The sequence below is a fragment of the Phycicoccus mangrovi genome, from assembly GCF_018729305.1.
Classification (GTDB): Bacteria; Actinomycetota; Actinomycetes; order Actinomycetales; family Dermatophilaceae; genus Phycicoccus; species Phycicoccus jejuensis.
The window spans coordinates 158,252-184,847 of sequence record NZ_JAHHWP010000004.1 but is presented as its reverse complement, the minus strand read 5'-3'; the positions used below and the strand labels follow the sequence as shown (position 1 = coordinate 184,847).

The window sequence follows — 26,596 nt, the reverse complement described above, 5'->3', positions numbered from 1 at the left end:
CGCAGACCGAAGGACAACGGTACCGGCAGGCCCCCCACCTCCCCAAACCGGGGCCGTCAGCGGCGTCCCGCCGGGGCGAGGGCGGCCTCGACGGCGCCCGCGACCTGCGGCGCGAGGGTGCGGGCGTAGGTCGCGGTGACGTGGTCGCCGGCGCGGTGGACGGTGACGTGCCCGACGACCAGCGGGCACTCGCCGCCGGGGCAGATCCACGGGGTGAGGTCGAGGAGGGCCACGCCCTCCCCCGCCCGTTCGACGGCCGGGCGCTGCACCGGCAGTCCGCTCGCCGCGACGGCCGGGGCGGCCGCGAAGGTGCACTGCGCGAGCGCGTCGGGGTGCCAGGCGGCGCAGACGTCGAGGTCGTCCGGCGAGACGGGGCTGTCGCCGACGACGACGACCGGGACCCCGGCGCGGGCGAGCGCGGCCCAGCGCCGCGCGTACCCGTCCTCGAGGAGCGCGGCGTCGGTGCGCGAGCCGTCCCAGGCTCCCCGTGCCACGCCGGAGGTGACGAGCACGTCCGGCGGGTCGGCCGCGAGCGCCCGCGACACGGCGGCGTTCCAGGCGTCGCACTCGGGGTAGGCCCGGCCGGCGTTGGCCGCCGGTGCGGCGCTGAACGCGCAGGCGGACTTGCCGTAGGTGACGACGCGCCACCCGCGCTCGCCGGCCTGCTCCTGGAGCGCGGGCAGCCACTGCATCGCCTTGGAGTCCCCGACGAGCGCGACGGTGACCGCGCCGTCCGGGTCGCCGAAGGTGCAGGCGACCGGCTCCGTGGCGCCGTGGGCGACCTGGCAGCGGTCGACGTCGGCGTCGGGCCGGTCCTCGCCGCTGACGAGCGGGTCGGGGGTGACCCAGCCGGGCTGCACCTCGTCGGCGACGGCGCGGCCGGGTACGACCGTGGATGCCCCGAGCTGCGTGAGCGGCGGCACGCGGCCGTCCGGCGGCGTCGTGACGAAGGGGGACGCGAGAGGCAGCAGCGGCAGCGCGGCGAGCACGGCCAGCCCGGACATCCCGAGGCCCGCGGCGACGAGGACGCGCGGCCGGCGCCGCAGCCACGTCCCGTGGTAGATCGGCTGCTCGACGAACCGCCACGACACCCACGCCGGCCAGATTGACCCCAGGGCCAGCGCGACGCGGGCCCATCCGGGGAGGGTTCCGCCGGTCAGCCGCTCGGCGCTCCAGTCCCCGAGGACGAGCACCGGCCAGTGCCAGAGGTAGATCGAGTACGACAGGCCGCCGACCCAGACCATCGCCCGGGTGCCGAGGAGCCGGACCGGGCCGGAGCGCCCGCCGCGCCATCCCGCCCAGAGGACGAGCGCGGTCGGCAGCGTCGGCAGCAGCGCCCACCCGCTCGGCCACTCGATGCCGGTGGGGAGCGCGACGGCGACGACGACGAGGGCCACGAGCCCGAGCCAGCCGAGCGCGTCGGCGGCACGGCTGCCGCCGTCCGGCCGCTCGCGCCCGGTCAGCCACACGGCGAGGAGGGCGCCGACGCCGAGCTCCCAGACGCGGGTCGTCGTCGTGAAGAAGGACGCCTCCGGGCTCGTGTGGGAGGCGACGAGCGACCACACGAACGACACACCGGTCAGCGCGCCGAGGGCGATCGCCACGGTGCGGCGGTCGGGTCGCCGGCCGAGCAGGCGGGCCCCGACGGCGAGGGTCAGCAGGAGGAGCGGCCAGACGACGTAGAACTGCTCCTCGACCGCGAGGCTCCAGAAGTGCTGCACGGGCGACGGGCGCACGTCCGAGGAGAGGTAGTCGACCTCGCGGCCGGCGAGCACCCAGTTGACGACGTAGGTCGCGGCGGCGATGACGTCGTGGCCGACCTGCTGGCGGCGCTGCCCGGGGATGACGAGCCACGAGAACAGGCTCGTGACGAGGAGGACGAGCACCGCGGCGGGCAGGAGCCGGCGCACGCGGCGGCCGACGAAGCGCACCCACGAGACGGTTCCCGTGCGGTCGAGCTCGACGACGAGCAGGCCGGTGATGAGGAAGCCGGAGATGACGAAGAAGATGTCGACGCCGACGAAGCCGGCGTGGACGGGCAGGCCGGCGTGGTAGGCCAGCACGGAGAGCACCGCGACGGCGCGCAGGCCCTCGACGTCGCGCCGGAAGCCCGGGCGCCGCCCCGTCGTGCGCTGCCCGGCGCGGGTCTGCTCCGGGGCGCTCGCCTCAGCGCTCACGCAGCCGCTCGACGAGGGCGTCGCGGACCTCGTCGGGCACGAGGCCGGTCACGTCGCCGCCGTAGCGGACGACCTCTTTGACGAGCGAGCTCGACACGTGGGCGAGCGAGGGCTCCCCCGGAAGGAAGAGCGTCTCGAGGCCGGTGAGGTGGCGGTTCATCCGGGCCATCGGCAGCTCGTAGTCGAAGTCGGTGCCGCCGCGCAGGCCCTTGACGAGGACGTCGGCCCCGAGGTCGCGGCAGACGTCGACGAGGAGGCGGTCGGCGAAGGCCTCGACCCGCACGACGTCGGCGAGGCCCCGGTCGGCGAGCGCGTGCTCGACGAGGGCCACCCGCTCGGGGACGGTGAAGGTCCCCTGCTTGGCGGGGTTGTGGAGGATCGCCACGACCACCTCGTCGTGCAGCGCGGCGGCGCGCGCCACGACGTCGAGGTGGCCGTGGGTCACCGGGTCGTAGGAGCCGGGGCAGACGGCCCGGCGGACGCGCTCGCTCACGCGCGCCAACCTAGCAAGGGCCCGGGCGGGGTGGGTCAGTCGCCGTTCTTCGCGGCGTCCTCGACCTCCTCGGCCTTCTCCTTGGCCTCCTCCTTGATGCGGTCGGCCTCCTCGCGCGCCTCCTCGGGGGCGAGGGCGCCCTTGGCGACGGCCTCGTCGATGAGGGCGGCGACCTGCTCCTCCGAGCCGCAGCCCTCCTCGAGCAGCTGGTTGCGGCGGGTCAGCCAGTCGACGCCGAGCCGCTCGCGCACCTCGAGGTCGACCTCCTCGCGCGCCGGGTTGAGGATGGTCTGCTCCTCCTCGTTCGCGTGGTGGTTGACGACCGTCGCGAGGTCCTCGAGGGCGTCGTCGTACTTCTGGGTGTCGGTGCCCTTGGCGCGCAGGAAGGCCAGCAGCGCCTCGTTGATCTCGGCGTGCTCCTCCTCGCCGTGCTCCGCCTCGTGGTCGGTGATGTCGTCGGCCTTGCGGCGCAGCGTCGGGTAGACCTTCTCCTCCTCGGCCACGGCGTGCGCGGTCAGCACCTCGGCCAGGGCGCGGCGGGCGGCCTCACGGTCGGAGTCGGTGCGGCGGGCCTCGCGCAGGAGGTCCTCGAAGAGCCGGTGGTCCTCGAGGATGCGCTCGATGACGTCGCCGCTGACCGGCCGGGGGATCTCGTAGTCGCTCATCCACGCATCCTGTCAGAGGGCCGGCCTGACCTGCGTCGACGCCTCCCGTCCTTCGACGAGCGTCAGGGGCGCTCGGCGAGCCAGACGGTGGTCTCGCCGTACCTGCGCGGCTTGCCGACGCGCTCGAGGCCGGCGGGCCACGCGGGCTCCGGTGAGCGCGAGGAGCGCTCGACGACGACGAGCCCGTCGTCGGCGAGCCACCCGTCGGCGAGCCGCTCGAGCACGGACGCGAGCGCCTCCTCCCCCACGTCGTACGGGGGGTCGAGGAGCACGAGGTCGGCCGGGCCCTCCGCCCCCGGCTCGCCGGCGAGCGCCGAGGCGACGGTCGTCGGCACGACCCGCACCCCCCGCAGCCCGAGCGAGGCGACGTTGGCGGCGATCACCGTCGCGGCACGCCGGTCGGACTCGACGAGCACGCCCGAGCGCGCCCCGCGGCTCATCGCCTCGAGGCCGAGCGCGCCGGAGCCGGCGTAGAGGTCGAGGACGTGGGCGCCGCGCACCGCGCCGCGGGCCTCGAGCGCCGAGAACAGCGCCTCGCGGACCCGGTCGCTCGTCGGGCGGGTCCCCGCGCCGGGCGGGGTGCGCAGGGTGCGGCCGCCGTGGGTGCCGGCGATGATGCGGGTCATCAGCCACGCTCCAGGTAGGCGGCCTGCTCGGCGTCGACGCGGGCCTGGACGGCGGCCGCCAGCAGGGGGTTATCGGCGAGGTCGGGGTCGGCGTCGACGAGCGCGAAGGCGTCCTCGCGGGCCTGCTCGATGACGTCCTCGTGCTCGAGGATGTGGAGGAACTCCAGCTGCGTGCGCCGGCCGTGCTGCGCGGCGCCGAGGATGTCGCCCTCGCGGCGCTGGGCGAGGTCGAGGCGGGCGAGCTCGAAGCCGTCCGTCGTCCCCGCGACCGCGGCGAGCCGGGTGAGCGCCGGCTCGGCCTCGGAGCCGGTGACGAGCAGGCACAGCCCGGGGAAGCCGCCCCGGCCGATGCGCCCGCGCAGCTGGTGCAGCTGGCTCACCCCGAAGCGGTCGGCGTCCATGACGACCATGACGCTCGCGTTCGGCACGTCGACCCCGACCTCGACGACCGTCGTCGAGACGAGGACGTCGGTCTCGCCGCGCTGGAAGCGGCCCATGACGGCGTCCTTGTCCTCGGGCGGCATCCGGCCGTGCAGGACCTCGAGGGTGAGCCCGGCGAGCGCCGGCTCGTCGGCCAGCCGCGCGGCGAGCGCGGTGACGCTCGTCAGCGGCCGCGGCGGCGGCGCCTGGGCCTCGTCGGCGTCGGGGTCGGTGGCCTCGACGGTCAGCACGGCGCCGTCCTCGGGCGCGTCGTCGTCGCCGATGCGCGGGCACACGACGTACGCCTGTCGGCCGGACCGCACCTCCTCGGCGATGCGCTGCCACGTGCGCTCCATCCACCCCGGCCGGTCCTCGGGCACGACGTGGGTCGTGATCGGCGCGCGCCCCGCGGGCAGCTCGCGCAGGGTCGAGGTCTCGAGGTCGCCGAAGACGGTCATCGCGACGGTGCGCGGGATGGGCGTGGCGGTCATGACGAGGACGTGCGGCGGCGTGGACCCCTTGGCGCGCAACGCGTCCCGCTGCTCGACCCCGAAGCGGTGCTGCTCATCGACGACGACGAGGGCGAGGTCGTAGAAGTCGACGTGCTCCTGGAGCAGCGCGTGCGTGCCGACGACGATGCCCACCTCGCCGCTCACGACGTCGAGGAGGGTGCGCCGGCGCTCGGCGGTCGGCTGGCTGCCGGTGAGCAGCGCGACCCGCGTCCCCTGCTCGGCGCCGCCCAGCATCCCGCCCTCCGCGAGGTCGCCGAGCATCCGGGTGATCGTCCGGTGGTGCTGCGCGGCGAGGACCTCGGTCGGGGCGAGCAGCGCGGCCTGGCCACCGGAGTCGACCGCCTGGAGCATCGCCCGCAGCGCGACGACCGTCTTGCCGGAGCCGACCTCGCCCTGGAGCAGCCGGTGCATCGGGACCTCGCGGCCCATCTCGTCGGCGACGACGGCCCCGATGTCGCGCTGGCCGTCGGTGAGGGTGAACGGCAGGCGCTCGTCGAACGCGGCGAGCAGCCCGTCGGCCTGCCCGGCGCGGGCGCGCGTCGCCGTCGCGGCCGAGGCCCGCCGGCGCTGCGCGAGCGTCGCCTGGAGGACGAACGCCTCCTCGTACCGCAGCCGCTGCTGCGCCGCCGCGACCTGCTCGAGGGTGTCGGGGCCGTGGATGCCGCGCAGGGCGTCGGTGCGCGACACCAGGTTCCGCCGCGCACGGACGTCCGCCGGCAGGGCGTCGGGCACGTCGTCGAGGACGTCGAGGACACGGCGCACCGACTCGGTGACCGTCCACGTGTGCAGCTTGCCGACCCGGCGGTAGATGGGGATGAGGTCGCGCCGCTCCCCCGCGTCGTAGTCGTCGAGCATCGTGTAGCCGGGGTGCGTCAGCTGGAGGCGACCGCGGTAGGTGCCGACCGTCCCCGCGAAGATGCCCCGGGCCCCGGGCACGAGCACCTTGTCGTGGCCCCAGGCCTTGAAGAACGTGATGTCGAGCTCGTGGCGCCCGTCGGTGATGACGACCTCGAGCATCGTGCCCTTGCGCGTCTTCATCCGCCGGGTCTGCGCCGAGCGCACCTCGGCAACCCCGACGAGGAACTCGCCGGGCGTCACGGCGCCGAGGTCGGCCTCGCGGGTGCGGTAGCGACGCGGCCAGTAGGCGAGCAGGTCGCCGACGGTGTGGACGTCGCGGTGCTTGGCGAAGTCGGCGGCGGCCGTCGCGATGATCGGTCGCAGCGGGCTGGACTCGGTCGCCACGTCACTCCACCCCGATGAGCAGCGGGTACACGGGCTGTCCCCCGTAGAGGACGACGACCTCGAGCTCGGGTCGCTCGCGCCCGAGGTCGGTGGCGAGGCGCTCGACGAGCAGCGGGTCGGCGTCGGCGCCCCGGACGAGGGTGACGAGCTCGCCGCCGGCCGAGAGGAGCCGGTCGAGGACGTCGCGCGCCGAGGCCGCGAGGTCGGTGCCGAGGAACGCGACGTCGCCGTCGACGATGCCGAGGACGTCGCCCGGGCGGCAGACGCCGGCCCAGGTCAGCGCCTCCTTGGTGGCCACCGACACCGCCCCGTGGCGGGTCGCGACGGCGGCCTGCGTCATCGCGACGACGTTGGCGTGCACCGGCCGCGCGGGGTCGAGGACGGCCATCGCCGCGATGGCCTGCACGGTGGTGCGGGCCGGGACGACGTGCACCTCGAGGCCGTCGGCCGCGCCGGCCTCGGCGGCGACCTCGGCGGCCATCAGCCCGTCGGGGTCGGCGGGCAGGACGACGACGGCGGAGGCCCCGGTGCGCCGGGCGGCGTCGAGCAGCTGGCTGGCCGAGGCGCGCCGGCCCGGGCCGAACTCCAGCGCGACGGCGCCGGCCTCCTCGAGCAGGGCCACGACCCCCGGCCCCGCGGCGCCGGCGACGACCCCGAGGGGCACGACGGCCTCGCGGGCCGCGACCTGGCTCGGCAGGTGCGTGATGCGGATGCGCTCCGGCCGGCCCGCGACGAGCGCGGCCTCGACCGCGGCGCCGGCGTCGTCGACGTGCACGTGGACGTTCCAGAGGTCCGGGCCGCCGACGACGATGAGCGAGTCGCCGAGCGCGTCGAGCTGCTCGGTCAGCGTCCGCACGCGCGCGGCGTCGGTGTCCAGCAGCAGGTACATCACCTCGAAGGCCGGCCCGGGCACGTCCTCCCCGTCGGCGCCGTCGTCGGGCGACGGGCGCCGCTGCGGGGAGTGCCAGCGCGCGGGGTCGGTGCCGCTCGCCGCGGTGAGCAGCCCCTCGTCGGCGCTCGTCCACGCGCCGGTGACGACCCGGTGCAGGGCCTCCAGGAGCAGGACGCACCCCGCTCCCCCGGCGTCGACGACCCCGGCGCGGGCGAGGGCCGGCAGCTGCTCGGGCGTGCGGGCGAGCGCCTCCGTGGCCGCCTCGACGGCGGCGGCCGACACCTGCGCCAACGTGCCGCCGGCGTCGCACGCCGCCCGCGCCCCGGCCGCCGCGGCGTCGGCGACGCTGAGGATGGTCCCCTCCTGCGGGTGCGCCACGCTGGCCCGGGCCTTGGCCGCCCCCCGCTCGAGGCAGGCGGCGAGGAGCGCGACGTCGACCTCGGCGGCGTCCTCCTCGACGACGACGTCGCAGACTCCTCCGACCACCTGGCTGAGGATGACCCCGGAGTTGCCGCGGGCCGAGAGCAGGACGGCGCGGCGCAGCGTGCGGCACTCCTCGACGAGCCCGACGGCGCCGCTCCCCCCGTCGGCCGAGCGCGCCGCGACGACCTCGTCGATCGCGCCGTCGAGGGTGAGGTAGAGGTTGGTGCCCGTGTCGCCGTCGGGCACGGGGAAGACGTTGAGCTCGTCGATCTCCGTGCGGCGCGCCGCGAGGGCGGCCCGGGTCAGCAGGGCCCACTGCCGGGCGTCGGCGGCGGTGAGGACGTCGGGCACGATGTCAGGGTAACGGGGTGGTCCGTCGCCCCTGCCGGAGCCGTTTTGGTCGGGCCGGTGGCCCTCGGCTACTCTTGTCCGGTTGCGCGTGCGCTCTGCGCCGCGCCCCGATGACCACACGACCGTTACTGCATCAGGAGATCTCCCGTGGCTGCCAACTGCGACGTCTGCGGCAAGGGCCCCGGTTTCGGGCACAACATCTCGCACTCGCACCGCCGCACGAAGCGCCGTTGGAACCCCAACATCCAGCGCGTCAAGGCGATGGTGGGCGAGGCCGGTGTGACCCCGAAGCGGCTCAACGTCTGCACCTCGTGCCTCAAGGCGGGCAAGGTCAAGCGCTGACCTCCCCCTGACGCACCCCGGAACGGGCGGCCTCCCTCGCGGAGGCCGCCCGTTCCGCGTCTGCCGGGCGCGGCTCAGGCGCCGGCGAAGTGGTCCCAGCCGCGCACGTCCGGCACGACCCCGTCGACGGTGACGCGGGCGCCGTCGGGCCCGGTCTCGACGACCCGCCCCACCGCCACCCACGGCCGCCCCGGCAGCGCGCCGAGGTCGACCGATGCCGGGAAGCACCCGACGAGCGAGTGCTCCTCGCCCCCGCCGAGCACCTGGCGCAGCGCCTCGTCCGCGCCGAGGCAGCGCTCCAGCGGGCCGCGCGCGAACCGCGTCCGCAGCGCCTCCCCCGACAGGTCGATGCCCACCCGGCTCGCCCGGGCGACCCGCCCGAGGTCGGTGACGAGCCCGTCCGAGACGTCGACGAGCGCGTGCGCGCCGACGTCGGCGGCGACCGGCCCGGCCTCCCACGGCGGACGCGGCGCCCGGTGGGCCGCCCGCAGCAGGTCGGCGTCCGTCCCTCCCCCGGACGAACGCCCCGCGAGGTACAGGGCGAGCCCGCCGCCGGAGGTGCCGAGCGTGCCGCAGACGGCGACGACGTCACCGGCCTGCGCGCCCGAGCGCCGGACCGGTCGCCGGCCGCGCAGGTCGCCGAGCGCCGTGAGGGTGACCGTCACGACCCCCGCCGGCCCGGAGGACAGGTCGCCGCCGACGACGGGTGCGCCGGACTCCCGCGACACCGCGGCGATGCCATCGGCCAGCCCGAGGACCCAGTCGACCGCCGTGTCGGGGTCGGCGACGAGCGAGACGAGCAGGCCGGTCGGGACGGCCCCCATCGCCGCGACGTCGGCGAGGTTCTGCACGGTGACCTTGACGCCGACGTCGTGCGCGCTCGACCAGTCGTCGCGCCAGTCGCGGCCGCGGACCATGCCGTCGGTCGTCGCGACGACCGTGCCGGACGGGGTCTCGAGCACCGCGGCGTCGTCGCCCGGGCCGACCGGTAGCGCTGCGTCGTCCGGGGCCACGGCCGCGGCGTAGAGGGGGAGGACGCGGGCGAGGAGCTCGGCCTCGTCCAGGTCGCGCAGGCGCTCCACGCGGTGCTCCCTCCCTGCGGTGACGTCCGGTCCACCGGCACGGTAGCGTCTGCGTCGAGCCCCGCCGGACCCGGTGGGCACCACGTGCGGGGCCGCACCGGCCCCGCCGACCGACGACAAGGTGGAGTTCAGTGGTCCAGGCCTACATCCTGATCCAGACCGACGTCGGGCGCGCCGCGTCCGTCGCCGCGACGATCGCCGGCATCGACGGCGTCGTCCTCGCCGAGGACGTCACCGGCCCCTACGACGTCATCGCCCGGGTGGAGGCCGCGACCGTCGACGAGCTGGGCAAGCTCGTCATCTCCCGCATCCAGGACACCGAGGGCATCACCCGCACCCTCACGTGCACCGTGGTCCACGTCTGAGCGTGCCCGGACCCCGTCGGACGGCGGCAGCGCTCGGCGCTGCCGCCGTCCTGCTGTCCGGGTGCTCCTCGGCCGTCGGGGTGAGCGTGCCCGGGGGCGCCGCCGGCTGCGGTGACCCCCGCTGGCCGGCGCAGGTCGGCGGCCGCGAGCGCGTCGACACCGACCCCGCGAGCGCTGCCGTCGCCGCGTGGGGCGACCCGGCGGTCGTCGCGCGCTGCGGCGTCATCGCGCTGGCGCCGACCGAGACCGAGTGCATCGAGATCGACGGCGTCGGATGGATCCCGTCGAGCCTCTCGGACGGCACGCGCTTCACGACGTTCGGCACCGACCCCGCGCTCGAGGTGCTGGTGCCGTCGGCCTACGACCCCGCACCGCTCCTGCTGCCGGCGTTCGACGAGGTCGCGAAGGCCCTGCCGCCCAACGGTCTCCGCTGCCGCTGAGCAGCGCGGCGCCGATGCGTCAGCGCAGGCCGGTGCGCCGCTCGAGCGCCAATGCGACGAGCTCGTCGATGAGCTCCGGGTAGGCGACCCCGGTCGCGGCCCACATCCGCGGGTACATCGAGCTCGGCGTGAAGCCGGGCATCGTGTTGACCTCGTTGAGGACGATCTCGCCCTCGTCGGTGAGGAAGAAGTCGACGCGGGCGAGGCCCTCGCAGCCGGCGGCCTCGAAGGCGCGCGCGGCCATCGACCGGATCTCGTCGGCCACCTGCGACGGCACGTCGGCCGGCGCCTCGAGCCGCACGTCGTCGCCGGCGAGGTACTTGGCCTCGAAGTCGTAGAAGTCGTGGTTCTGCACGACGACGCACTCGCCGAGCTCGCTCGTCCGGGGGGCGTCGGTGCCGCGGCCCTCGAGGACGCCGCACTCGATCTCGCGCCCGACGATGCCCTGCTCGACGACGACCTTGGGGTCGTGCTCGCGGGCCGCCTCGATCGCGCCCTCGAGGGCGTCCATCGACGCGACCTTCGTGATGCCCATGCTCGACCCGGCGCGGGCCGGCTTGACGAACACCGGGAAGGTGAGGGCGCCGACGGCGTCCATCGCGGCCGCGGGGTCGCGCCGCCAGTCGCGGTCGGTGATGACGACGTACGGGCCGACCGGCAGGCCGGCCGCGGCGAGCACCGTCTTCATCATCGCCTTGTCCATCATGACCGCCGAGGCGGTGACGCCCGAGCCGACGTAGCGGACGTCGGCGAGGTCGAGCAGTCCCTGGATGGTGCCGTCCTCGCCGAACGGGCCGTGGAGCAGCGGGAAGACGACGTCGACCTCGCCGAGGGTGCGCGGCGCCTGCCCCGCCTCGTGGACGACGAGGGTGCGGTCGGTGGCCGAGGTGGGGACGATGACGCTCGCCGACCCGCCGTCGACCTGCGGCTCGTGACCGGGCGCGAGCCGCAGCGGCTCGGGGTCGTCGGCCGCGAGGACCCAGTGGCCGTCCTTGGCGATGCCGACGGGCACGACGTCGTAGCGGTCGCGGTCGAGCGCCTCGAGGACGCTCGCGGCGGTCGCGCAGGAGACGGCGTGCTCGGACGAGCGGCCCCCGAAGACGAGGGCGACGCGGATCTTGTCGGCTGGGCGGTCGGTCATCGCAGGCGACTCTAGCCGCCCCTAGGGTGGCTCTCGTGACCGACGGCCCCTCCTCGCCCGAGCCCCTCGCCCCCGCCACCCGGCTCGTCGCCCTCGGGCGCGAGCCCGCCTCCCCGGGAGCGCAGGTGGGCGCGCCGCTCGTGCTCACCTCGACCTACCACGCGGACGGCCCGGTCAGCTACGGCCGCGGCGGCAACCCGACCTGGTCGGCCCTCGAGGAGGCCCTCGGCTCGCTCGAGGGCGGCGACGCCCTCGTCCTCGCCTCCGGGATGGCCGCCGTGTCCGCCGCGTTCTCGCTCCTCCCCCACGGCGGCACCGTCGTCGTCCCCGACGCCGCCTACAACGGCGTGATGGCGACCGTCGGTGACCTCGAGGCCGAGGGGGCCGCGACGGTCCGCCGGGTCGACCTCACCGACACGGCAGCGGTGGTGGCGGCGCTCGACGGCGCCGACCTGCTCTGGCTCGAGTCGCCCACCAACCCCCTGCTCGAGGTCGCCGAGGTCGCCACCCTCGCTGCTGCCGCCCGTGAGCGCGGGGTGCTGACGGTCGTCGACAACACCTTCGCGACGCCGCTCCTCCAGCGGCCGCTCGAGGACGGCGCCGACGTGGTCGTCCACTCGGTCACCAAGTACCTCGCCGGCCACAGCGACGTCCTCCTCGGCGCCGTCGTCACGGCGCCCACCGAGGCCGGCCGCGCCCTCCACGACCGCCTGCACCGGTACCGGCGCCTGCGGGGCGCGATCGCCGGGCCGATGGAGTCCTGGCTCGCGCTGCGCGGGATGCGCACCCTGCACCTGCGCCTCGAGCGGGCCGGTGCGAGCGCCGTCGAGCTCGCGCGCCGGCTCGAGGGCCACCCGGCCGTCACCCGCGTCCGCTACCCCGGCTTCGGCGCGATCGTCAGCATCGAGGTCGTCGGCGGGGCCGAGGGCGCCGAGCGCGTCTCGGCCGCCACGCGGCTCTGGGTGCACGCGACGAGCCTCGGCGGCGTCGAGAGCCTCCTCGAGCGGCGCAAGCGCCAGCCCGACGAGCCCCTCAAGGTCCCCGACGAGCTGCTGCGGCTCTCGGTCGGCGTCGAGGACGTCGACGACCTGTGGCGCGACCTCGCGGCCGCCCTGGAGCACGCGGCGGGCTGACCCGCCGGCGCCACTGCGGCTCAGGCGGTCTCGGCCTTGCGGGGCCGCGAGAGGAGGGCGGCGACGACCTCCTGCGCGGTCCGGCCGTGCCGGATCATCGCGTCGACCTGCTCGATGATCGGCACGTCGACGCCGTGCGCGCCGGCGAGCTCGAGGATCGAGGTGCACGACTTGACCCCCTCGGCGGTCTGCCGGGTCAGCGCGACGACCTCGTCGACGGCCATCCCCTGCCCCAGCCGGACGCCGAAGGAGTGGTTGCGCGACAGCGGCGACATGCACGTCGCGATGAGGTCGCCGACCCCGGCGAGCCCCGCGAAGGTCACGGCCTCGCCGCCGAGCGCGGTGCCGAGGCGCATCGTCTCGGCGAGGCCGCGGGTGATGATCGAGGCCTTGGAGTTGTCGCCCATCCCGAGGCCCTCGGCCATCCCGACGGCGAGGGCGATGACGTTCTTGACGGCGCCGGCGATCTCGGTGCCGACGACGTCGGAGCCGGTGTAGGGGCGGAAGTACGGTGCGGCACAGGCCGCGGCCACGCGCTCGGCCATCTCCTCGCTCCGGCTCGCGACGACGGACGCGGCGGGCTGCTTGGCCGCGATCTCGCGCGCGAGGTTGGGGCCGGAGACGACGACGACCCGGTCGGGGTCCACGCCCCCCACCTCGGCGACGACCTCGGACATCCGCCGGGTCGTGCCGAGCTCGACGCCCTTCATGAGCGAGACGACCGCGGCGTCACCCGGCAGCACGTGGCCCCAGGCGGTGAGGTTGTCGCGCAGCGTCTGCGAGGGCACCGCGAGCACGACGACGTCCGCGCCGTCCGCGGCCTCCGCCGGGTCGGTCGTCGCGCGGACGGTGGCCGGCAGGCGCAGCTCGGGGAGGTAGTCGCGGTTGACGCCCTCGTTGACCTGCTCGACGACCTCGGGCCGCCGGCCCCACATCGTCACCGGGGTGCCGGCGTCGGCGAGGACCGCCGCGAAGGCGGTCCCCCAGCTCCCGGTGCCGTAGACGGCCGCTCGGCTCATGACGCCTCCTCGATCGGTCGGGGTCGGCCGGTCGGGGTGACGCGGGCCCGTCGGGGGTCGAAGCGCTCGGCGGGCGCGGGCTCGCCCCGCAGCACCTCGAGCTCGGTGGTGATGGCGGCCATGATGCGTCGGGTTGCCTCGGCGAGCACCTCGGCCGTCACCGGCAGGTCGTAGAGGTCCGCGAGGTCCACCGGCCGCCCGGCCCGCACCCGCATGACGGGGCGCGGCAGGAGCCGCGGCACCCGTGCGTACGGCGGGAGCATCTCCTGCGGCCCCCACACCGCGACGGGGACGACGGGGCACCGGGTCTCGAGCGCGACGCGGGCCGCGCCGGTCTTGCCGCGCATCGGCCAGAGGCCGGGGTCGCGGGTGAGCGTGCCCTCCGGGTAGATGGCGACGCACTTGTTCGCGCGGACCGCGGCGACCGCGGCGCGGTAGGCGTCGACCGCGCTCCCCGACTCGCGGTGCACCGGGATCTGGTCGGCCGAGCGCAGCACCGCCCCGACGACCGGGACGCGGAAGACCTCGTCCTTGCCGAGGAAGCGCGGCGAGTAGCCCTGGTCGACGAGGAAGTGCGCGAAGGCGAGCGGGTCGACGTGCGAGACGTGGTTCGGGCACACGACCCAGCCGCCCGTGGTCGGCAGGTGCTCGACCCCCTCCCACCGGCGGCGCGTCAGCGCCCGGAAGATCGGCCGAAGGACGGCGATGGCGAACCGGTACCCGAAGGGACGCGAGCTGTCGGTCGGGGTGGTCACCTGTGGCCTTCCGGGGTGGGGGTCATCGCATTCTGGTCCGCGGTGCAGGTGATGTCGAGCGTGCCACGGCGGGGTGTCAGGATCGGCACGTGCCCTCGTCCCCACCCCTCGCGGTCGTCGTCCCCGTCAAGGGCGGCCCGCTCGCGAAGTCGCGCCTGCCGCTGCCGCGCGCGGACCGGATGGCCCTCGCCGACGCCTTCGCCCGCGACACCGTCGCGGCGGCCGCGTCCCTGCCCGGCGTCCGCGTGCTCGTCGTCACCGGGGACCCCGTCGTGGCGGCCTGGGCGGAGGTCGTCGCGCAGGTCGTGCCGGACCCCGGCGGCGGCCTCGACGCCGCGGTGCGGGCCGGGGTCGCGGCGGCCCGCACCACCGGAGCCGGCCGTGCCGTCGTCCTGCTCGGGGACCACCCGGCGCTCACCGGCACCGAGCTCGCCGCCACGCTCGAGCGGACGGGCCGGCTCCCCCGGGCCGTCGTCCCCGACGCCGACGGCACCGGCACGGCGCTGCTGGACCTCGCGCTCGACGACGGGCCGGCCCCGACGCGCTTCGGGGCGGGCAGCGCGGCCGCGCACGCCGACCTCGGCTGGCAGACGGTCCGGGTGCCCGCCGCCGGCCTGCGGACCGACGTCGACGACGCCGCGTCGCTGGCCGACGCCGTCGCGCTCGGGGTGGGTGCGCACACCGCCGCGGCCCTGGGTCGCGCTACCCTGCCGGGCGTGCAGGCCACCATCCACCGGGTCCCCGACGAGACGGGCGGCAGCGCGCTGCTCGACGACGGCCGCGAGGTCGAGGTGCCGATCGCCGCGCTCGTCGACAGCGGTCTCCTGCACCTGCGCAGCGGCCAGCGGGTGAGCATCGAGCTCGACGCCGACGGCCTCGTCGCCACGCGGGCCTGGATCGTCGGCATCGGGCCGGGCGAGACCATCCACTGACGGCCCCGCCCGACCCGGCGCGTCAGCGCTTGGCGGCCTTCTTGGCCGGGGCCTTCTTCGCGGTCGTCTTCTTCGCCGTCGCCTTGCTCGCCGTCGCCTTGGTGGCGGTCTTCTTCGCGGGGGCCGCCTTGGTCGCGGTCTTCTTCGCCGGCGCCTTCTTCGCGGCGGCCTTCGCCGGGGTCGCCTTCGTGGCGACCTTCTTCGCCGCGGTCTTCGCGGGCGCCGTGGCCTTGGTCGTGGTCTTCTTCGCCGCGGTCTTCGCGGGCGCCGCCTTCGTCGCGACCTTCTTCGCCGCCGTCTTCGCCGGCGCCGTGGCCTTGGTCGCGGTCTTCTTCGCCGCGGTCTTGGCCGGCGCCGCCTTCGTCGCCGTCTTCTTCGCGGTCGTGGCCTTCGTCGCCGACTTCTTGGCGGCCGTCTTCTTCGCCGGGGCGGCCGCCGCGGCGCCCGCGCTGCCGGCGGCGGCGCGACCCGTCGCCGGGCCGCCCTTGGGCAGCGAGCTGGGCTTGCGGACGTAGTCCTTGAAGGCGGTGCCCGGGCGGAAGCGCGGCGCCTTGCTCTTGGGGATGCGCACCGAGGTGCCGGTGTGCGGGTTGCGCCCGGTGCGCGCGGCGCGCTCCGCGCGGTCGAACGTGCCGAAGCCGGTGATCGCGACCTTGCCGCCCCGGGTGACCTCACGGACGATCGTGTCGAGCACGGTGTCCAGCGCGTCGTTCGCGAGCTTGCGGCTGCCGAGGGCCTTCTCGAGCTCCTTGACGATGTCTGCCTTGTTCACGGTGGATCCTCCATCGGTCGGCGCCGGGCGGGCCGCCTCGACGCTGGGACGTGGGGCCGGGGCTCGCCGACCTCGGTCCGACGGTATGCCTGCCGGAGAGGCACGTCCACCACTCTCGCGGCGTGTTCTGGTTGCGCGACAGAGGCTTTGGCGACGGCGCCGGCGTCACAGCAGCCCCACGCACACCAGCGCGGCATCCCCGAGGGGATGCCGCGCCGGTGTGTTCCTGCCCGGAAACGCTTGTGGGAGAGGGCTTTCGTCAGGCGGTGACGCTCGGCTTCCACGCCGGACGAATTGCCTCGTAGGCCGTGATGTCCTCTTCGTGCCGCAGCGAGAGGCTGATGTCGTCCAGACCCTCGAGCAGGCGCCAGCGGGTGTAGTCGTCGACCTCGAAGGGGGCGACGAGGTCACCCGCGGTCACGGTGCGCGACTCGAGGTCGACCGTCACGGAGGTGCCGGGCTCGTTCTCCAGCAGCTTCCAGAGCAGCTCGACGTCGTCCTGCGAGCACTGCGCGGTGAGCAGGCCCTGCTTGCCGCTGTTGCCCCGGAAGATGTCCGCGAAGCGCGAGGAGATGACGACCCGGAAGCCGTAGTCCATCAGCGCCCACACCGCGTGCTCGCGCGAGGAGCCGGTGCCGAAGTCGGGGCCGGCGACGAGGACCGACCCCGCGGCGAAGGTCGGGTCGTTGAGCACGAAGGTCTCGTCGCCCCGCCAGGCGGCGAAGAGCCCGTCCTCGAACCCGGTGCGCGTCACCCGCTTGAGGTAGACGGCCGGGATGATCTGGTCGGTGTCGACGTTGCTGCGGCGCAGCGGGACACCGATGCCGGTGTGCGACGTGAACTTCTCCATCAGGCGTTCGCCTCCACGGGCTCGAGGTCGGCAGGGCTCGACAGGGTGCCGCGGACCGCGGTGGCGGCCGCGACGAGCGGGCTGACCAGGTGGGTCCGGCCGCCCTTGCCCTGACGTCCCTCGAAGTTGCGGTTCGAGGTCGACGCGCTGCGCTCCCCCGGCGCGAGCTGGTCGGGGTTCATCCCGAGGCACATCGAGCACCCGGGCAGGCGCCACTCGGCGCCGGCCGCGGTGAAGACCTCGTGCAGGCCCTCGGCCTCGGCCTGGAGGCGGACGCGCGCGGAGCCGGGGACGACGAGCATCCGCACGCCGTCGGCCACGTGGCGACCCTCGATGACCTCGGCCGCGGCGCGCAGGTCCTCGATCCGGCCGTTGGTGCAGGAGCCGACGAAGACGGTGTCGACGTGGATCTCGCGCAGCGGCGTCCCGGCCTCGAGGCCCATGTACTCGAGCGCGCGGCGCGCGGCGACCTTGTCGTTGTCGTCGCCCATCGACTCGGGGTCCGGCACGGCCTCGCCGAGGGGGCTGCCCTGGCCGGGGTTGGTGCCCCAGGTGACGAAGGGGGTGAGCGAGGCGGCGTCGAGCGTGACCTCGGTGTCGAACTCGGCGTCGTCGTCGCTGCGCAGCTCGCGCCAGGCCTCGACGGCGGCGTCCCAGTCCGCGCCGGTCGGTGCGTGGTCGCGGCCGCGGACGTACTCGAAGGTCGTCTCGTCGGGGGCGATCATCCCGGCGCGGGCGCCGGCCTCGATCGACATGTTGCAGACGGTCATCCGGGCCTCCATCGAGAGGGCGCGGATGGCGCTGCCCCGGTACTCGATGACGTAGCCCTGACCGCCGCCGGTCCCGATCTTCGCGATGACGGCGAGGACGACGTCCTTGGCGGTGACGCCCGGCGACAGCTCGCCGTCGACGTTCACCGCCATCGTCCGGAACGGCTTGAGCGGCAGGGTCTGCGTCGCGAGGACGTGCTCGACCTCGGAGGTGCCGATGCCGAAGGCCAGCGCCCCGAAGGCGCCGTGCGTCGAGGTGTGGCTGTCACCGCAGACGATCGTCATCCCCGGCTGGGTCAGGCCCAGCTGCGGGCCGACGACGTGGACGATGCCCTGCTCGGCGTCGCCCATCGGGTAGAGCGTGACGCCGAACTCCTCGCAGTTGCGGCGCAGGGTCTCGACCTGGGTGCGGCTCACCGGGTCGGTGATCGGGCCCGGGGTCGTCGGGACGTTGTGGTCCTCGGTCGCGAGGGTGAGGTCGGGGCGGCGGACCGGCCGGCCGGCGAGCCGGAGCCCGTCGAAGGCCTGCGGGCTCGTCACCTCGTGGAGGAGGTGGAGGTCGATGTAGAGGAGGTCGGGCTCCCCGTCGCCCCGTCGCACGACGTGCTGCTCCCACACCTTCTCGGCCAGGGTTCCGGCCATCCCACTCACCTCTCGTCCACGTGACCGCGGCGGTCGGCCGCGGGGTCGTCGGCGGCGGACGCGGCACCGCGTCGTCGCCGTCGTCCCGAGATTCGCACGGTGATGTCACGGATGGACTTGCGTCTCATCCGATGAGATAGCAATATCAAGACATGGACAACAGCAGTGGGGTCGGAGTGCTCGACAAGGCAGCCGTCGTGCTGTCCGCCCTCGAGGCCGGCCCGTCGACGCTCGCCCAGCTCGTGACGGCCACCGGCCTGGCCCGCCCGACGGCGCACCGGCTCGCCGTCGCCCTCGAGCACCACCGGCTCGTGACGCGCGACCTGCAGGGACGCTTCGTCCTCGGCCCGCGCCTCGGCGAGCTCGCGGCCGCCGCCGGCGAGGACCGCCTCCTCGCCGCCGCCGGTCCGGTCCTCGGCGCGCTGCGCGACCACACGAACGAGTCGGCGCAGCTCTTCCGCCGCCAGGGCGAGTACCGGGTGTGCGTCTCGGCCGCCGAGCGCCCCGTCGGCCTGCGCGACTCCATCCCGATCGGCGCCACCCTCTCGATGCGCGCCGGCTCGGCCGCGCAGATCCTCCTCGCGTGGGAGGAGCCCGACCGGTTGCACCGTGGCCTCCAGGGCGCGGCCTTCACGGCGACGGCCCTCTCCGGCGTCCGCCGCCGGGGCTGGGCGCAGAGCGTCGGCGAGCGCGAGCCGGGCGTCGCCTCGGTCTCGGCCCCCGTCCGCTCCCCGAGCGGGCGGGTCATCGCGGCGGTCTCGATCTCGGGACCCATCGAGCGCCTCTCGCGCCAGCCCGGCCGCCTGCACGCCGCCACGGTCATGGCCGGGGCGAACAAGCTGAGCGAGGTCCTCGCGCGGCACGCCGCGCAGCAGGAGGTCCAGAACAACGCCTGACCGGTGTCGCCCGTCGGCCGCCGCGCAACACGGATGTCACACGCGGCGCGCGCCGGGGCAACACGGCGCGGGCAGGCTGGGCGCACCGTCCATCGCAGGAGGAGCGCCCGTGACCCCGACCGCCGCCTCGCGCATCGCCCGTGACCGCACCCGGCTGCTCGCCTTCCCGCGCCCGGACCGACCGGCGCTCGTCGTCGGCGGCGGCGCGGTCGCGGCCCGGCGCGCGGCGGCGCTGACCCGGGCCCGGACGCCGGTCATCGTCTTCGCGCCGACGCTGTGCGACGACGTCTTCGACCTGCTCGCCGAGCGGCTCGTCACCTGGGAGAACCGCTGGCCCACGCTCGAGGACCTGCGCTCGGCGTGGCTCGTCCACGCGGCGACCGGCGACGCCCGGCTCGACGCCCGGGTGTGCGCGCTCGCCGCGAGCGCCCGGGTCACGGTCGCCTGACGCCTCAGGCGAGCCGGCTGCCGAGCCGCTGGCGGGCCGTCTCGCCGCGCCGACCGAGCGGGAGGACACCGGCGATCGACGCCAGCCCGAGCGGCTTCGGACCGGCGTACGCGCTCTCGGCACCGTGCGGCGTCACCTCGTACGTCTCGTGCCAGATGGTGACGGCGCCGGGGTCCTTCTTCGCGACGGCGTAGAACTCGGTCCACGCCGGCCGGTGCAGGTGGTCGGCGGCGTTCGCGTAGGCGTAGAGGTCCTCGGTGCTGCGCCACCACTGGACCATCGTCGTCGCCATGACGTGCACGGTCGAGCGGCTGCCGAGGTAGCCGAGCGACTCCTCCTCGCCGCGGGCGGCCGCGGCCTTGTTGCGCTCGAGCTCGGCGATCATCCGCGGCATCGCGCTCGCGGCCTGGCGCACGATGCCGACCCGCCAGGGGCGGTGGACGCGCAGGCCGATGAGGAAGACGGTGAGGGGGCCGTCGTAGGCGTGGGTCATGCGATCCATGGGACGCTCCTGACTGGATAGTGTCGCTGTCCGGTGACACCATGGTGGAGAGTGGCACTATCCGGTGTCAAGAGGGAAGGAGCGGGAGTGCGCATCTCGGAGCTGGCGGAGCGGACCGACGTGCCGGTGCACACGCTGAAGTTCTACCTCCGGGAGGGCGTGCTGCCGCCGGGCCGGGCGACGAGCCGGACCTCGGCCGACTACGGCGACGAGCACGTCGAGCGGGTGCGCCTGGTCCGGGCGCTCGTCGAGCACGGCGGCGTCGGCCTCAGCGGTGTGCGCGCGATCGTCGGCGCCCTGGAGTCCCCTCCCCCGTCCCGTCACGACCTGCTCGGCGCGGCCGCGGCCGTCATCCCGACGCCTGCCCCCCGCGGCCCGGTCGACCCCGAGATCACGGGGCTGCTCGAGGAGCTCGGCTGGTGCACGTGGTCGGGGGCCCCCGCCCTCACCGCGCTCGGCGACGCGGTGGCGGCGGCCCGGGCGGCCGGCGTCCCGCTGGACGCGGCGACCCTGCGGCGGTACGCCGCGGGGATGACCGTGGTCGCCGAGGCCGACGTCGATCTCGCCCTCGCGGCGCAGGACCCGGCCGAGGCGATGCGCACCGTCGTCGTCGGGACCGTGCTCGGCGACCCCGTGCTCGTCGCGATGCGACGGCTCGCCCAGGAGGCGGTGAGCAGCCGGCGTCAGGCGGCGGCCGACGGCCACGAGGACGCCTGAGGCGCAGCCCCGCCGAGACACGACGAAGGCCCGGTCCTGGTGGACCGGGCCTTCGCACGATGTAGCCCCGACGGGATTCGAACCCGCGCTACCGCCTTGAGAGGGCGGCGTGCTAGGCCACTACACAACGGGGCCTCGGTGTCGTCCGGACCGCGGTGGGGCGGGCCGGGCAACGAGGAGAAACCTTACCGAACGGGAGGGCTTTCTCCGAAATCGCCTCCGGCCGAAGCCGGGGGCGATGGCTGGGGTACCAGGACTCGAACCTAGAACGGATGAACCAGAATCACCAGTGTTGCCAATTACACCATACCCCATGGGGTATGCCGTCCGATGTCCCGCGAGCGGGCCGACCGAGCGGCGAACCGAGAGAGAACACTACCGGGCCTCCTCCCCCGACCCAAATCGCGGGGCTCACGCCCCCCGCAGACCGGCGATCTCGCGCAGCGAACGCACCACCGGCACACCGTGCTGCGCGACGAGCAGCCGCTCCCGCTCCCCCGGCTGGCCGTCGCGGACGAGCCACGCCGCGGGCATCCCGGCGCCGACGGCGCCCAGCGGGTCGGTGGTCAGCTCGTCGCCGACGTACCCGGTCCGGGACGGGTCGGCCCCGAGCCGCCGCGCGGCCTCGTGGAAGGCGCGCGCGTCCGGCTTGCCGAATCCGAGGGTGTCGCGGCTGCAGACGACGTCGAAGAGGTCCTCCAGCCCCGCGGCCCGGAGCTTGGCCTGCGTGTAGTCGCCCGCCGAGTTGGTGAGCACGCCCACGAGCACGCCCTGGTCCCGCAGCGCCCCGACCGCGGGCCGGACGTCGTCGAAGGCCTCGAGCGCGTCGAGGAAGGCCGGCTCGTAGGCCTCGTCGAACGGCGCCGACCACTCGCCGTCCGGCTGCCCGAGCCACACCGCGAGCTCGGCGAGCCGGGCCCGGCGCATCTGCGCGAAGTCGGTCTCGCCGCGCGTGTACGCGGCGAAGTGCCCCTCGGGGTCGTCGCGGAAGCGCACCCCGGCCATCGCGAGGCGCTCGGGGTCGGCGTCCGGCCAGATGCGCGTCGACGCCGCCGCGCCCGCCCGGTGCATCGCCGTGCGGGTGTCGTAGAGCGTGTCGTCGGCGTCGAGGAGGACGGCCTCGACGCCGAGGCCGTCCCACGCGGCCGTCACAGCGTCGCGCGCAGGGCCGCGAGACGGGCGAGCGTCGAGTCCTTGCCGAGGATCTCCATCGACTCGAACAGCGGCGGGCTGACGCGCTGCCCCGAGACCGCCGTGCGCAGCGGGCCGAAGGCGAACTTCGGCTTGAGGCCGAGGCCCTCGACGAGCGCGGACCGCAGCGCGGCCTCGATCGCCTCGGCGCGCCAGGTGCGCTCGGCGCCGAGCGGCCCGCCCCGCTCGTCCGGCAGGTCGGCCAGCGCGGCGGACGCGGCGTCGAGCGTCGCGGCGGCGTCGTCCTTGAGCTGGGCGCGGGCGTCGTCCGCGACGACGACGGCGTCGTCGGCGACGTAGAACGGCGCGACGAGCGCGCTCGCCTCGGTGAGGTGGGCGATGCGGGTCTGGATCAGCTCGGCGACGAGCTCCAGGCGCGCGAGCTCGGCGAGCGAGGGGTTCTCGCCGAGGACGCCGTCCCGCACGAGGTAGGGCAGGAGCCGGGAGGCGAAGTCGCCGAGCGCGAGCGAGCGGATGTGGACGCCGTTGAGCCAGTCGAGCTTCTTGAGGTCGAAGATCGGGCCGACGGGGTTGACGAGCGACCAGTCGAAGCGCTGCGCGAACTCCTCGAAGGTGAAGAACTCGACGTCGTTGCCCTCGGCGTCCTGGGCCGGCGGGTACGCGAGCAGGCCGAGGAAGTTGACGAGCGCCTCGGGCAGGTAGCCCTCCTCCTGGAACCACGTGAGGCGCGCCTCGGGGTTCTTGCGCTTGCTGATCTTGCTCTTGTTCTCGTTGCGCAGCAGCGGCATGTGCGCGAACCGCGGCGGCTCGAGCCCAAGGCGGCGGTAGAGCAGGACGTGCTTCGGGGTCGAGCTGACCCACTCCTCGCCGCGCACGACGTGGGTGATGCCCATCTCGTGGTCGTCGACGACGACGGCGAGGTGGTAGGTCGGGAACCCGTCGGCCTTGAGGATGACCTGGTCGTCGGGGCGCGGGGCGGTCATCCGGCCGCGGATGAGGTCGTCGAACTCGAGCTCGACGTCGTCCGGGACGAGGAGGCGCACGACGGGCGTCTCGGAGAAGCCGGGCAGCGCGCGCCGCTCCTCCTCGCTCTTGCCGAGGCAGAGACGGTCGTAGCCGGTCGGCTGCTTGAGCCGCTGCTGCTCCTCGCGCATCGCGGCGAGGCGCTCCGTCGAGCACCAGCAGAGGTAGGCGTGACCGTCGGCGAGCAGCCGGTCGACGTAGGGGCGGTAGGTCGTCAGCCGCTCGCTCTGGCGGTACGGCGCGCACGGCCCACCGACGTCCGGCCCCTCGTCCCACGTGAGGCCGAGCCAGCGCAGCGTGTCGAAGACCTGCTGCTCGGAGTCCTCGCGGAAGCGCGTCCGGTCGGTGTCCTCGATGCGCAGGAGGAACCGGCCCCCCTGCTGGCGCGCGAACGCGAGGTTGAAGAGGGACATGTACGCCGTGCCGACGTGCGGGTCACCCGTCGGGGACGGGGCGACGCGGAGGCGGACGGGACCGGGGAGGTCGCCGGCCGGCGGGGCTGCGGGGGTGTGCTCGCTCATGATGGGGCCAGCGTAGTGACGTCGTGGCGGGGGTGGCGCACGGGCGCCGGCGGGCGCAGACTCGCGGCATGGCGGGGGCGACGGCGGAGCGACCGACGCGACGGGTGCGTCCGGTCGGCGTCGTCGTGGCCGTGCTCACGACGGTCGTGCTCGTCTTCTTCGTCCTGCGACTCGTCACCGACGTGCCAAACCTGGTGGACGGCAGCGTCCCGGACGACGACCTCGCCGAGCTCTACGTCGCGCAACCGTGGATCGCCTACGGCCACATGGTGCCCGGCGTCGCCTACCTGCTCGGGACCCCGCTCCAGCTGTCGGCGCGCGTCCGGGACCGCCACCTGCTCCTGCACCGCCGGCTCGGTCGGGTGCTGCTGGCGTGCGGCCTCCTCTCGGGTGTCCTCGCCGTGGTGCTCGGGTTCGTGTTCGCCTGGGGCGGAGGTGCCGAGACGAGCGCGACGCTCGTCTTCGGCGCATGGTTCGTGCTCTGCCTCGTCCTCGCGCTGCGCGCCGTCCGCTCCGGGCGCGTCGCCGACCACCGGCGCTGGATGGTGCGGGCGTTCGCCGTCGGGCTCGGCGTCGGCACGATCCGCCTGTGGGTGGGGCTGTTCACCGGCGTCCAGCTGGGGCTGCTCGGGATGGGCGGGACGACGATGCCGCTGCGGGCCACGTTCGGCGTGGCCTTCTGGCTGGGTCTCTCGATGCACGTCGTCGCCGGTGAGTGGTGGCTGCGTCGCCGACCGATGACAACTGCGGCGTCCGGCGGTCGGTCCACGTGAGCCGGCAGGGAGCCGGCCGGGAGGAGCCCACCATGGACACCACGCACGACGCCACGCGACCGGGGAGGGTCGACCTGCGCTTCGACGCCGAGGTCGTCCGCAGCGACGCCCCGGGCGGCTGGTGCTACGTCGTCTGGCCGCGGTCCGCGGAGGTCTTCGGCACCCGCGGCCTCGTCAAGGTCACCGGCACGGTCGACGGGCACGAGATCCGCACGTCCTTCATGGCGCTCGGCGACGGTCGCCACAAGCTGCCGATGACGCAGGACCTGCTCCGCGCCCTCGGCAAGGACGTCGGGGACACCGTGTCCGTCCACCTCACCGAGCGGCGCTGACCCGGTCGGGCGGCCCGGTCAGGCCTGGTCCGCGGGCCGGGCGTCGCCGACGTCGGGCGAGCCGGCGGTCTCGTCGTCCTTGACCTCGTCGATCTCGTCGACGACGCGCTCGCGCTCGGCGGGGTCCAGGGCGACGCCGGCCTCGTCGAGGCCGCGGTCCAGCTCGCCCTCGATGGTCTCGCGCTCGCCGCTGTACTCCCACGACGTCACCTCGTCGACGACGTTCTGGGCGGCCTCGGTCGCGGCCTCCGCGGCGGAGGCGTCGTCGGTGGTCTCGGGGCGGTCCTGCTCGGTCACGGGATGCTCCTCGGGGGTCGGGACGTCGTCATCCCGACCATGCCCCCTGGCGCCCGGCGCGAAACGCGGCCGGGCGCACCGGCGCTCAGTGCCGGACGAACGGGTTGGACAGGACCCCGATGCCCTCGACCTCGACCTCGACCCGCTGGCCGGCCTCGACCGGCCCGACGCCCGCCGGAGTGCCCGTGAGGATGACGTCGCCGGGCAGCAGGGTGAAGGCCTTGGACGCGTACGACACGAGCGCGGCGACCCCGTGCACCATGTCGCTCGTCGTGCCGTCCTGGACGACCTCGTCGTCGCGGCGCGTGACGACCGAGAGGGACGAGACGTCGAGATCGGTCTCGATCCACGGCCCGAGCGGGCAGAACGTGTCGAAGCCCTTGGCGCGCGCCCACTGGCCGTCGGAGCGCTGCAGGTCGCGCGCGGTGACGTCGTTGGCGCAGGTGTAGCCGAAGACGACCGAGAGCGCGTCCTCCGGCTCGAGGTCCTTGCACATCCGGCCGATGACGACCGCGAGCTCGCCCTCGTAGTGGACCTCGCTGCTCTGCGGCGGCAGGACGACGGGGTCGCCCGGGCCGACGACCGCGGTGTTGGGCACGAGGAACATCAGCGGCTCCTCGGGCACGTCCGTCCCCATCTCTGCCGCGTGGTCGGCGTAGTTCTTGCCGATGCCGACGACCTTGCTCCGCGGGATGACCGGGGCGAGCAACCGCACGTCCTCGACGAGGTGCGTGGCGCCGGTCAGCTCGATCCGCTGGTAGAGGGGGTCGCCGGTGACCTCGGCGATCTTCTCGCCGGCCCCGTCGACCAGGCCGTAGACGGGGTCGTCCCCGGTGGTGAACCTCGCGATGCGCATGGCGCGAGCCTACCGACCGGTCCTGCGGGTCAGGAGACCCCGGCCTTGCGGGCGGCGTCCGCGACGACGCGGCCGACGACGGCCGCGCCCTCGTCGGTGAGGTGCACGTCGAAGGCGGTGCAGATGTAGGTGAGGGTGCAGACCTGCGCGACGTTGGTCGGGACCTCGCGGCCGTTGAAGGTCGTCGGCGACTCGTCGTCGAACGCGAAGGCGGCGTCGAGCCCGACGTAGCGCGCTCCGGCGGCCTTGGTCGCCTTCTCGATGGCGGCGTCGAGCCCGGAGTAGGCGGTCTTCGCGGCGTCGAGCTGGGCCTCGCCGGTGCCGAGGTACGAGGCCGCGAGCCACGGGTTGTAGTAGCCGAGGACGAGCACGGGGACGTCGGGGCCGGCGGCGGAGCGCAGCCGCTCGACGATGGTCGGCAGGTTCCTCGCGACGGTCTGCACGCCCTTCTCGGCGCAGGCCGCGTCGACCTGCAGCCGGGCCGCGCAGCGCAGCAGGTCGTTGCCGCCGATGTCGAGCGTCACCATCCGCACGTCGGAGCCGCGCTCACGGAGGAAGGTCTCGGCCTGGGCCAGCTGGCTGCCCTCGGCGTAGTCGCAGCGGCCGCCGTCGAGGAGGGTCCCGGTGGTCTCGCCGCTGCAGGCGAGGTTCGCGACGCCGAGATCGGTGCCGCCCTGGGACACCCGCGCCGCGGCGAGCGCCGGGTAGGCGGTGTCGCGCCGCTCGCTGCCTCCGGGCTGGTAGCCGGCGGCCAGGGAGTCGCCGAGGGCGAGGACAACGGGCCCGTCCGGGGCGGCCGACGCGGACGCGGACGGCGACGCGGAGGCGGACGGGGTGCTCGCGGCCGGCGCCGGGGCCGACGAGGTGGCGGGGTCCGGCTCGGAACCGCCGATGGTGCAGCCGCCGACGAGGGCGAGCGCGGCGAGCGCGGCGGTGAGAAGCGCGGGGCGGCGCACGGGTGGACCTCCGGGTCGGTGGCTGGACGCTGGCGGGGCGCGGCGGTGGCCGCACCTCCATCCTCACCCGCGTCCAACG

General features: G+C 75.1%; 29 protein-coding genes and 2 tRNA genes. 10 read left to right on the top strand and 21 right to left on the bottom strand.

Annotation, left to right across the window (positions count from 1 at the left end):
- Nucleotides 1–56: 56 nt before the first annotated feature.
- From KMZ30_RS22205 to KMZ30_RS01925, 6 genes are all read right to left on the bottom strand, one after another.
- Nucleotides 57–2,177, bottom strand: coding sequence for an acyltransferase family protein (locus KMZ30_RS22205; RefSeq protein WP_215511155.1), 2,121 nt, complete (start codon nt 2,175–2,177; stop codon nt 57–59).
- A complete protein-coding gene (gene coaD, locus KMZ30_RS01945; protein WP_215511154.1) occupies nt 2,167–2,670 on the bottom strand; it encodes a pantetheine-phosphate adenylyltransferase in 504 nt (167 codons plus the stop codon). The genes KMZ30_RS22205 and coaD overlap by 11 nt, the downstream gene beginning before the upstream one ends.
- Before the next feature lie 35 nt (nt 2,671–2,705).
- Entirely contained in the window at nt 2,706–3,335 is a 630-nt protein-coding gene (locus KMZ30_RS01940) for a hemerythrin domain-containing protein (protein WP_215511153.1), read from the bottom strand.
- Nucleotides 3,336–3,397: 62 nt separating this feature from the next.
- A complete protein-coding gene (gene rsmD, locus KMZ30_RS01935; protein WP_215511152.1) occupies nt 3,398–3,961 on the bottom strand; it encodes a 16S rRNA (guanine(966)-N(2))-methyltransferase RsmD in 564 nt (187 codons plus the stop codon).
- Nucleotides 3,961–6,135, bottom strand: coding sequence for an ATP-dependent DNA helicase RecG (locus tag KMZ30_RS01930; protein WP_215511151.1), 2,175 nt, complete (start codon nt 6,133–6,135; stop codon nt 3,961–3,963). The genes rsmD and KMZ30_RS01930 overlap by 1 nt, the downstream gene beginning before the upstream one ends.
- Nucleotide 6,136: 1 nt before the next feature.
- On the bottom strand, nt 6,137–7,801 hold the full coding sequence (locus KMZ30_RS01925; protein ID WP_215511150.1) for a DAK2 domain-containing protein: 1,665 nt from the start codon (nt 7,799–7,801) through the stop codon (nt 6,137–6,139).
- 147 nt (nt 7,802–7,948) lie between these two features.
- Here KMZ30_RS01925 and rpmB point away from each other — a divergent pair, with 147 nt between their 5' ends.
- Nucleotides 7,949–8,143 carry a 50S ribosomal protein L28 gene (gene rpmB / locus KMZ30_RS01920; RefSeq protein ID WP_030527936.1) on the top strand — a complete coding sequence of 65 codons (195 nt, stop codon included), beginning with the start codon at nt 7,949–7,951 and terminating at the stop codon, nt 8,141–8,143.
- Nucleotides 8,144–8,217: 74 nt separating this feature from the next.
- Here the strand turns inward: rpmB and thiL are convergent, their stop codons facing one another.
- Nucleotides 8,218–9,225, bottom strand: coding sequence for a thiamine-phosphate kinase (gene thiL / locus KMZ30_RS01915; RefSeq protein WP_215511149.1), 1,008 nt, complete (start codon nt 9,223–9,225; stop codon nt 8,218–8,220).
- A 131-nt stretch (nt 9,226–9,356) separates the two neighbouring features.
- Between thiL and KMZ30_RS01910 the strand changes: the two genes are divergently transcribed.
- Both KMZ30_RS01910 and KMZ30_RS01905 read left to right on the top strand, forming a co-directional pair.
- Nucleotides 9,357–9,590, top strand: a complete 234-nt coding sequence (locus KMZ30_RS01910) for an Lrp/AsnC family transcriptional regulator (protein ID WP_207023259.1) — start codon at nt 9,357–9,359, stop codon at nt 9,588–9,590.
- A 2-nt stretch (nt 9,591–9,592) separates the two neighbouring features.
- Entirely contained in the window at nt 9,593–10,030 is a 438-nt protein-coding gene (locus tag KMZ30_RS01905) for a DUF3515 family protein (RefSeq protein ID WP_215511148.1), read from the top strand.
- Nucleotides 10,031–10,049: 19 nt separating this feature from the next.
- Here KMZ30_RS01905 and KMZ30_RS01900 read toward each other — a convergent pair whose 3' ends face one another.
- Nucleotides 10,050–11,171, bottom strand: coding sequence for a D-alanine--D-alanine ligase family protein (locus KMZ30_RS01900; protein WP_215511147.1), 1,122 nt, complete (start codon nt 11,169–11,171; stop codon nt 10,050–10,052).
- Between the two features lie 26 nt (nt 11,172–11,197).
- On the opposite strand from KMZ30_RS01900, the gene KMZ30_RS01895 reads away from it, so the two are divergent.
- Nucleotides 11,198–12,304: a trans-sulfuration enzyme family protein gene (locus KMZ30_RS01895; RefSeq protein ID WP_372447488.1), complete on the top strand. Its 1,107-nt coding sequence runs from the start codon at nt 11,198–11,200 to the stop codon at nt 12,302–12,304.
- A gap of 20 nt (nt 12,305–12,324) precedes the next feature.
- Here the strand turns inward: KMZ30_RS01895 and KMZ30_RS01890 are convergent, their stop codons facing one another.
- Nucleotides 12,325–13,323 (bottom strand): NAD(P)H-dependent glycerol-3-phosphate dehydrogenase, encoded by a 999-nt coding sequence (locus KMZ30_RS01890; RefSeq protein WP_215511145.1) that lies wholly within the window; start codon nt 13,321–13,323, stop codon nt 12,325–12,327.
- Nucleotides 13,320–14,078, bottom strand: coding sequence for a lysophospholipid acyltransferase family protein (locus KMZ30_RS01885; protein WP_215511144.1), 759 nt, complete (start codon nt 14,076–14,078; stop codon nt 13,320–13,322). The genes KMZ30_RS01890 and KMZ30_RS01885 overlap by 4 nt, the downstream gene beginning before the upstream one ends.
- A gap of 89 nt (nt 14,079–14,167) precedes the next feature.
- Between KMZ30_RS01885 and cofC the strand changes: the two genes are divergently transcribed.
- A complete protein-coding gene (gene cofC / locus KMZ30_RS01880) occupies nt 14,168–15,010 on the top strand; it encodes a 2-phospho-L-lactate guanylyltransferase (protein ID WP_308279525.1) in 843 nt (280 codons plus the stop codon).
- A 22-nt stretch (nt 15,011–15,032) separates the two neighbouring features.
- On the opposite strand, the gene KMZ30_RS01870 is transcribed toward cofC, so the two are convergent.
- From KMZ30_RS01870 to leuC, 3 genes are all read right to left on the bottom strand, one after another.
- On the bottom strand, nt 15,033–15,782 hold the full coding sequence (locus tag KMZ30_RS01870) for an HU family DNA-binding protein (RefSeq protein ID WP_215511143.1): 750 nt from the start codon (nt 15,780–15,782) through the stop codon (nt 15,033–15,035).
- A gap of 259 nt (nt 15,783–16,041) precedes the next feature.
- Complete coding sequence (gene leuD / locus KMZ30_RS01865; RefSeq protein ID WP_215511142.1) at nt 16,042–16,632, bottom strand: 3-isopropylmalate dehydratase small subunit; 591 nt, start codon at nt 16,630–16,632, stop codon at nt 16,042–16,044.
- Nucleotides 16,632–18,044 (bottom strand): 3-isopropylmalate dehydratase large subunit, encoded by a 1,413-nt coding sequence (gene leuC, locus KMZ30_RS01860; RefSeq protein WP_215511141.1) that lies wholly within the window; start codon nt 18,042–18,044, stop codon nt 16,632–16,634. The genes leuD and leuC overlap by 1 nt, the downstream gene beginning before the upstream one ends.
- 152 nt (nt 18,045–18,196) lie before the next feature.
- On the opposite strand from leuC, the gene KMZ30_RS01855 reads away from it, so the two are divergent.
- Nucleotides 18,197–18,940 carry an IclR family transcriptional regulator gene (locus tag KMZ30_RS01855; protein ID WP_030527924.1) on the top strand — a complete coding sequence of 248 codons (744 nt, stop codon included), beginning with the start codon at nt 18,197–18,199 and terminating at the stop codon, nt 18,938–18,940.
- A 109-nt stretch (nt 18,941–19,049) separates the two neighbouring features.
- Complete coding sequence (locus tag KMZ30_RS01850) at nt 19,050–19,388, top strand: NAD(P)-dependent oxidoreductase (protein ID WP_215511140.1); 339 nt, start codon at nt 19,050–19,052, stop codon at nt 19,386–19,388.
- 4 nt (nt 19,389–19,392) lie between these two features.
- Here KMZ30_RS01850 and KMZ30_RS01845 read toward each other — a convergent pair whose 3' ends face one another.
- The gene (locus tag KMZ30_RS01845; protein WP_215511139.1) at nt 19,393–19,890 is read right to left on the bottom strand and encodes a monooxygenase family protein; all 498 of its coding nucleotides are present in this window, start codon (nt 19,888–19,890) and stop codon (nt 19,393–19,395) included.
- A gap of 87 nt (nt 19,891–19,977) precedes the next feature.
- On the opposite strand from KMZ30_RS01845, the gene KMZ30_RS01840 reads away from it, so the two are divergent.
- Nucleotides 19,978–20,607: a MerR family transcriptional regulator gene (locus KMZ30_RS01840; RefSeq protein WP_215511138.1), complete on the top strand. Its 630-nt coding sequence runs from the start codon at nt 19,978–19,980 to the stop codon at nt 20,605–20,607.
- A 62-nt stretch (nt 20,608–20,669) separates the two neighbouring features.
- Here KMZ30_RS01840 and KMZ30_RS01835 read toward each other — a convergent pair.
- The 4 genes from KMZ30_RS01835 to gltX form a co-directional block, all read right to left on the bottom strand.
- Nucleotides 20,670–20,742 (bottom strand) — tRNA-Glu (locus tag KMZ30_RS01835).
- 104 nt (nt 20,743–20,846) lie between these two features.
- Nucleotides 20,847–20,921 (bottom strand) — tRNA-Gln (locus KMZ30_RS01830).
- A gap of 97 nt (nt 20,922–21,018) precedes the next feature.
- The gene (locus KMZ30_RS01825; RefSeq protein WP_215511137.1) at nt 21,019–21,759 is read right to left on the bottom strand and encodes an HAD family hydrolase; all 741 of its coding nucleotides are present in this window, start codon (nt 21,757–21,759) and stop codon (nt 21,019–21,021) included.
- Nucleotides 21,756–23,303: a glutamate--tRNA ligase gene (gltX, locus tag KMZ30_RS01820; RefSeq protein ID WP_215511136.1), complete on the bottom strand. Its 1,548-nt coding sequence runs from the start codon at nt 23,301–23,303 to the stop codon at nt 21,756–21,758. The genes KMZ30_RS01825 and gltX overlap by 4 nt, the downstream gene beginning before the upstream one ends.
- 68 nt (nt 23,304–23,371) lie before the next feature.
- Here gltX and KMZ30_RS01815 point away from each other — a divergent pair, with 68 nt between their 5' ends.
- Both KMZ30_RS01815 and KMZ30_RS01810 read left to right on the top strand, forming a co-directional pair.
- Nucleotides 23,372–24,076, top strand: coding sequence for a DUF2306 domain-containing protein (locus KMZ30_RS01815; RefSeq protein WP_215511135.1), 705 nt, complete (start codon nt 23,372–23,374; stop codon nt 24,074–24,076).
- 32 nt (nt 24,077–24,108) lie between these two features.
- On the top strand, nt 24,109–24,408 hold the full coding sequence (locus tag KMZ30_RS01810) for a DUF1905 domain-containing protein (protein WP_215511134.1): 300 nt from the start codon (nt 24,109–24,111) through the stop codon (nt 24,406–24,408).
- Between the two features lie 18 nt (nt 24,409–24,426).
- On the opposite strand, the gene KMZ30_RS01805 is transcribed toward KMZ30_RS01810, so the two are convergent.
- From KMZ30_RS01805 to KMZ30_RS01795, 3 genes are all read right to left on the bottom strand, one after another.
- Nucleotides 24,427–24,705: a hypothetical protein gene (locus tag KMZ30_RS01805; RefSeq protein WP_215511133.1), complete on the bottom strand. Its 279-nt coding sequence runs from the start codon at nt 24,703–24,705 to the stop codon at nt 24,427–24,429.
- 85 nt (nt 24,706–24,790) lie between these two features.
- The gene (locus KMZ30_RS01800; protein ID WP_215511132.1) at nt 24,791–25,561 is read right to left on the bottom strand and encodes a fumarylacetoacetate hydrolase family protein; all 771 of its coding nucleotides are present in this window, start codon (nt 25,559–25,561) and stop codon (nt 24,791–24,793) included.
- 29 nt (nt 25,562–25,590) lie between these two features.
- A complete protein-coding gene (locus KMZ30_RS01795) occupies nt 25,591–26,517 on the bottom strand; it encodes an SGNH/GDSL hydrolase family protein (protein WP_215511131.1) in 927 nt (308 codons plus the stop codon).
- Between the last annotated feature and the right edge of the window lie 79 nt (nt 26,518–26,596).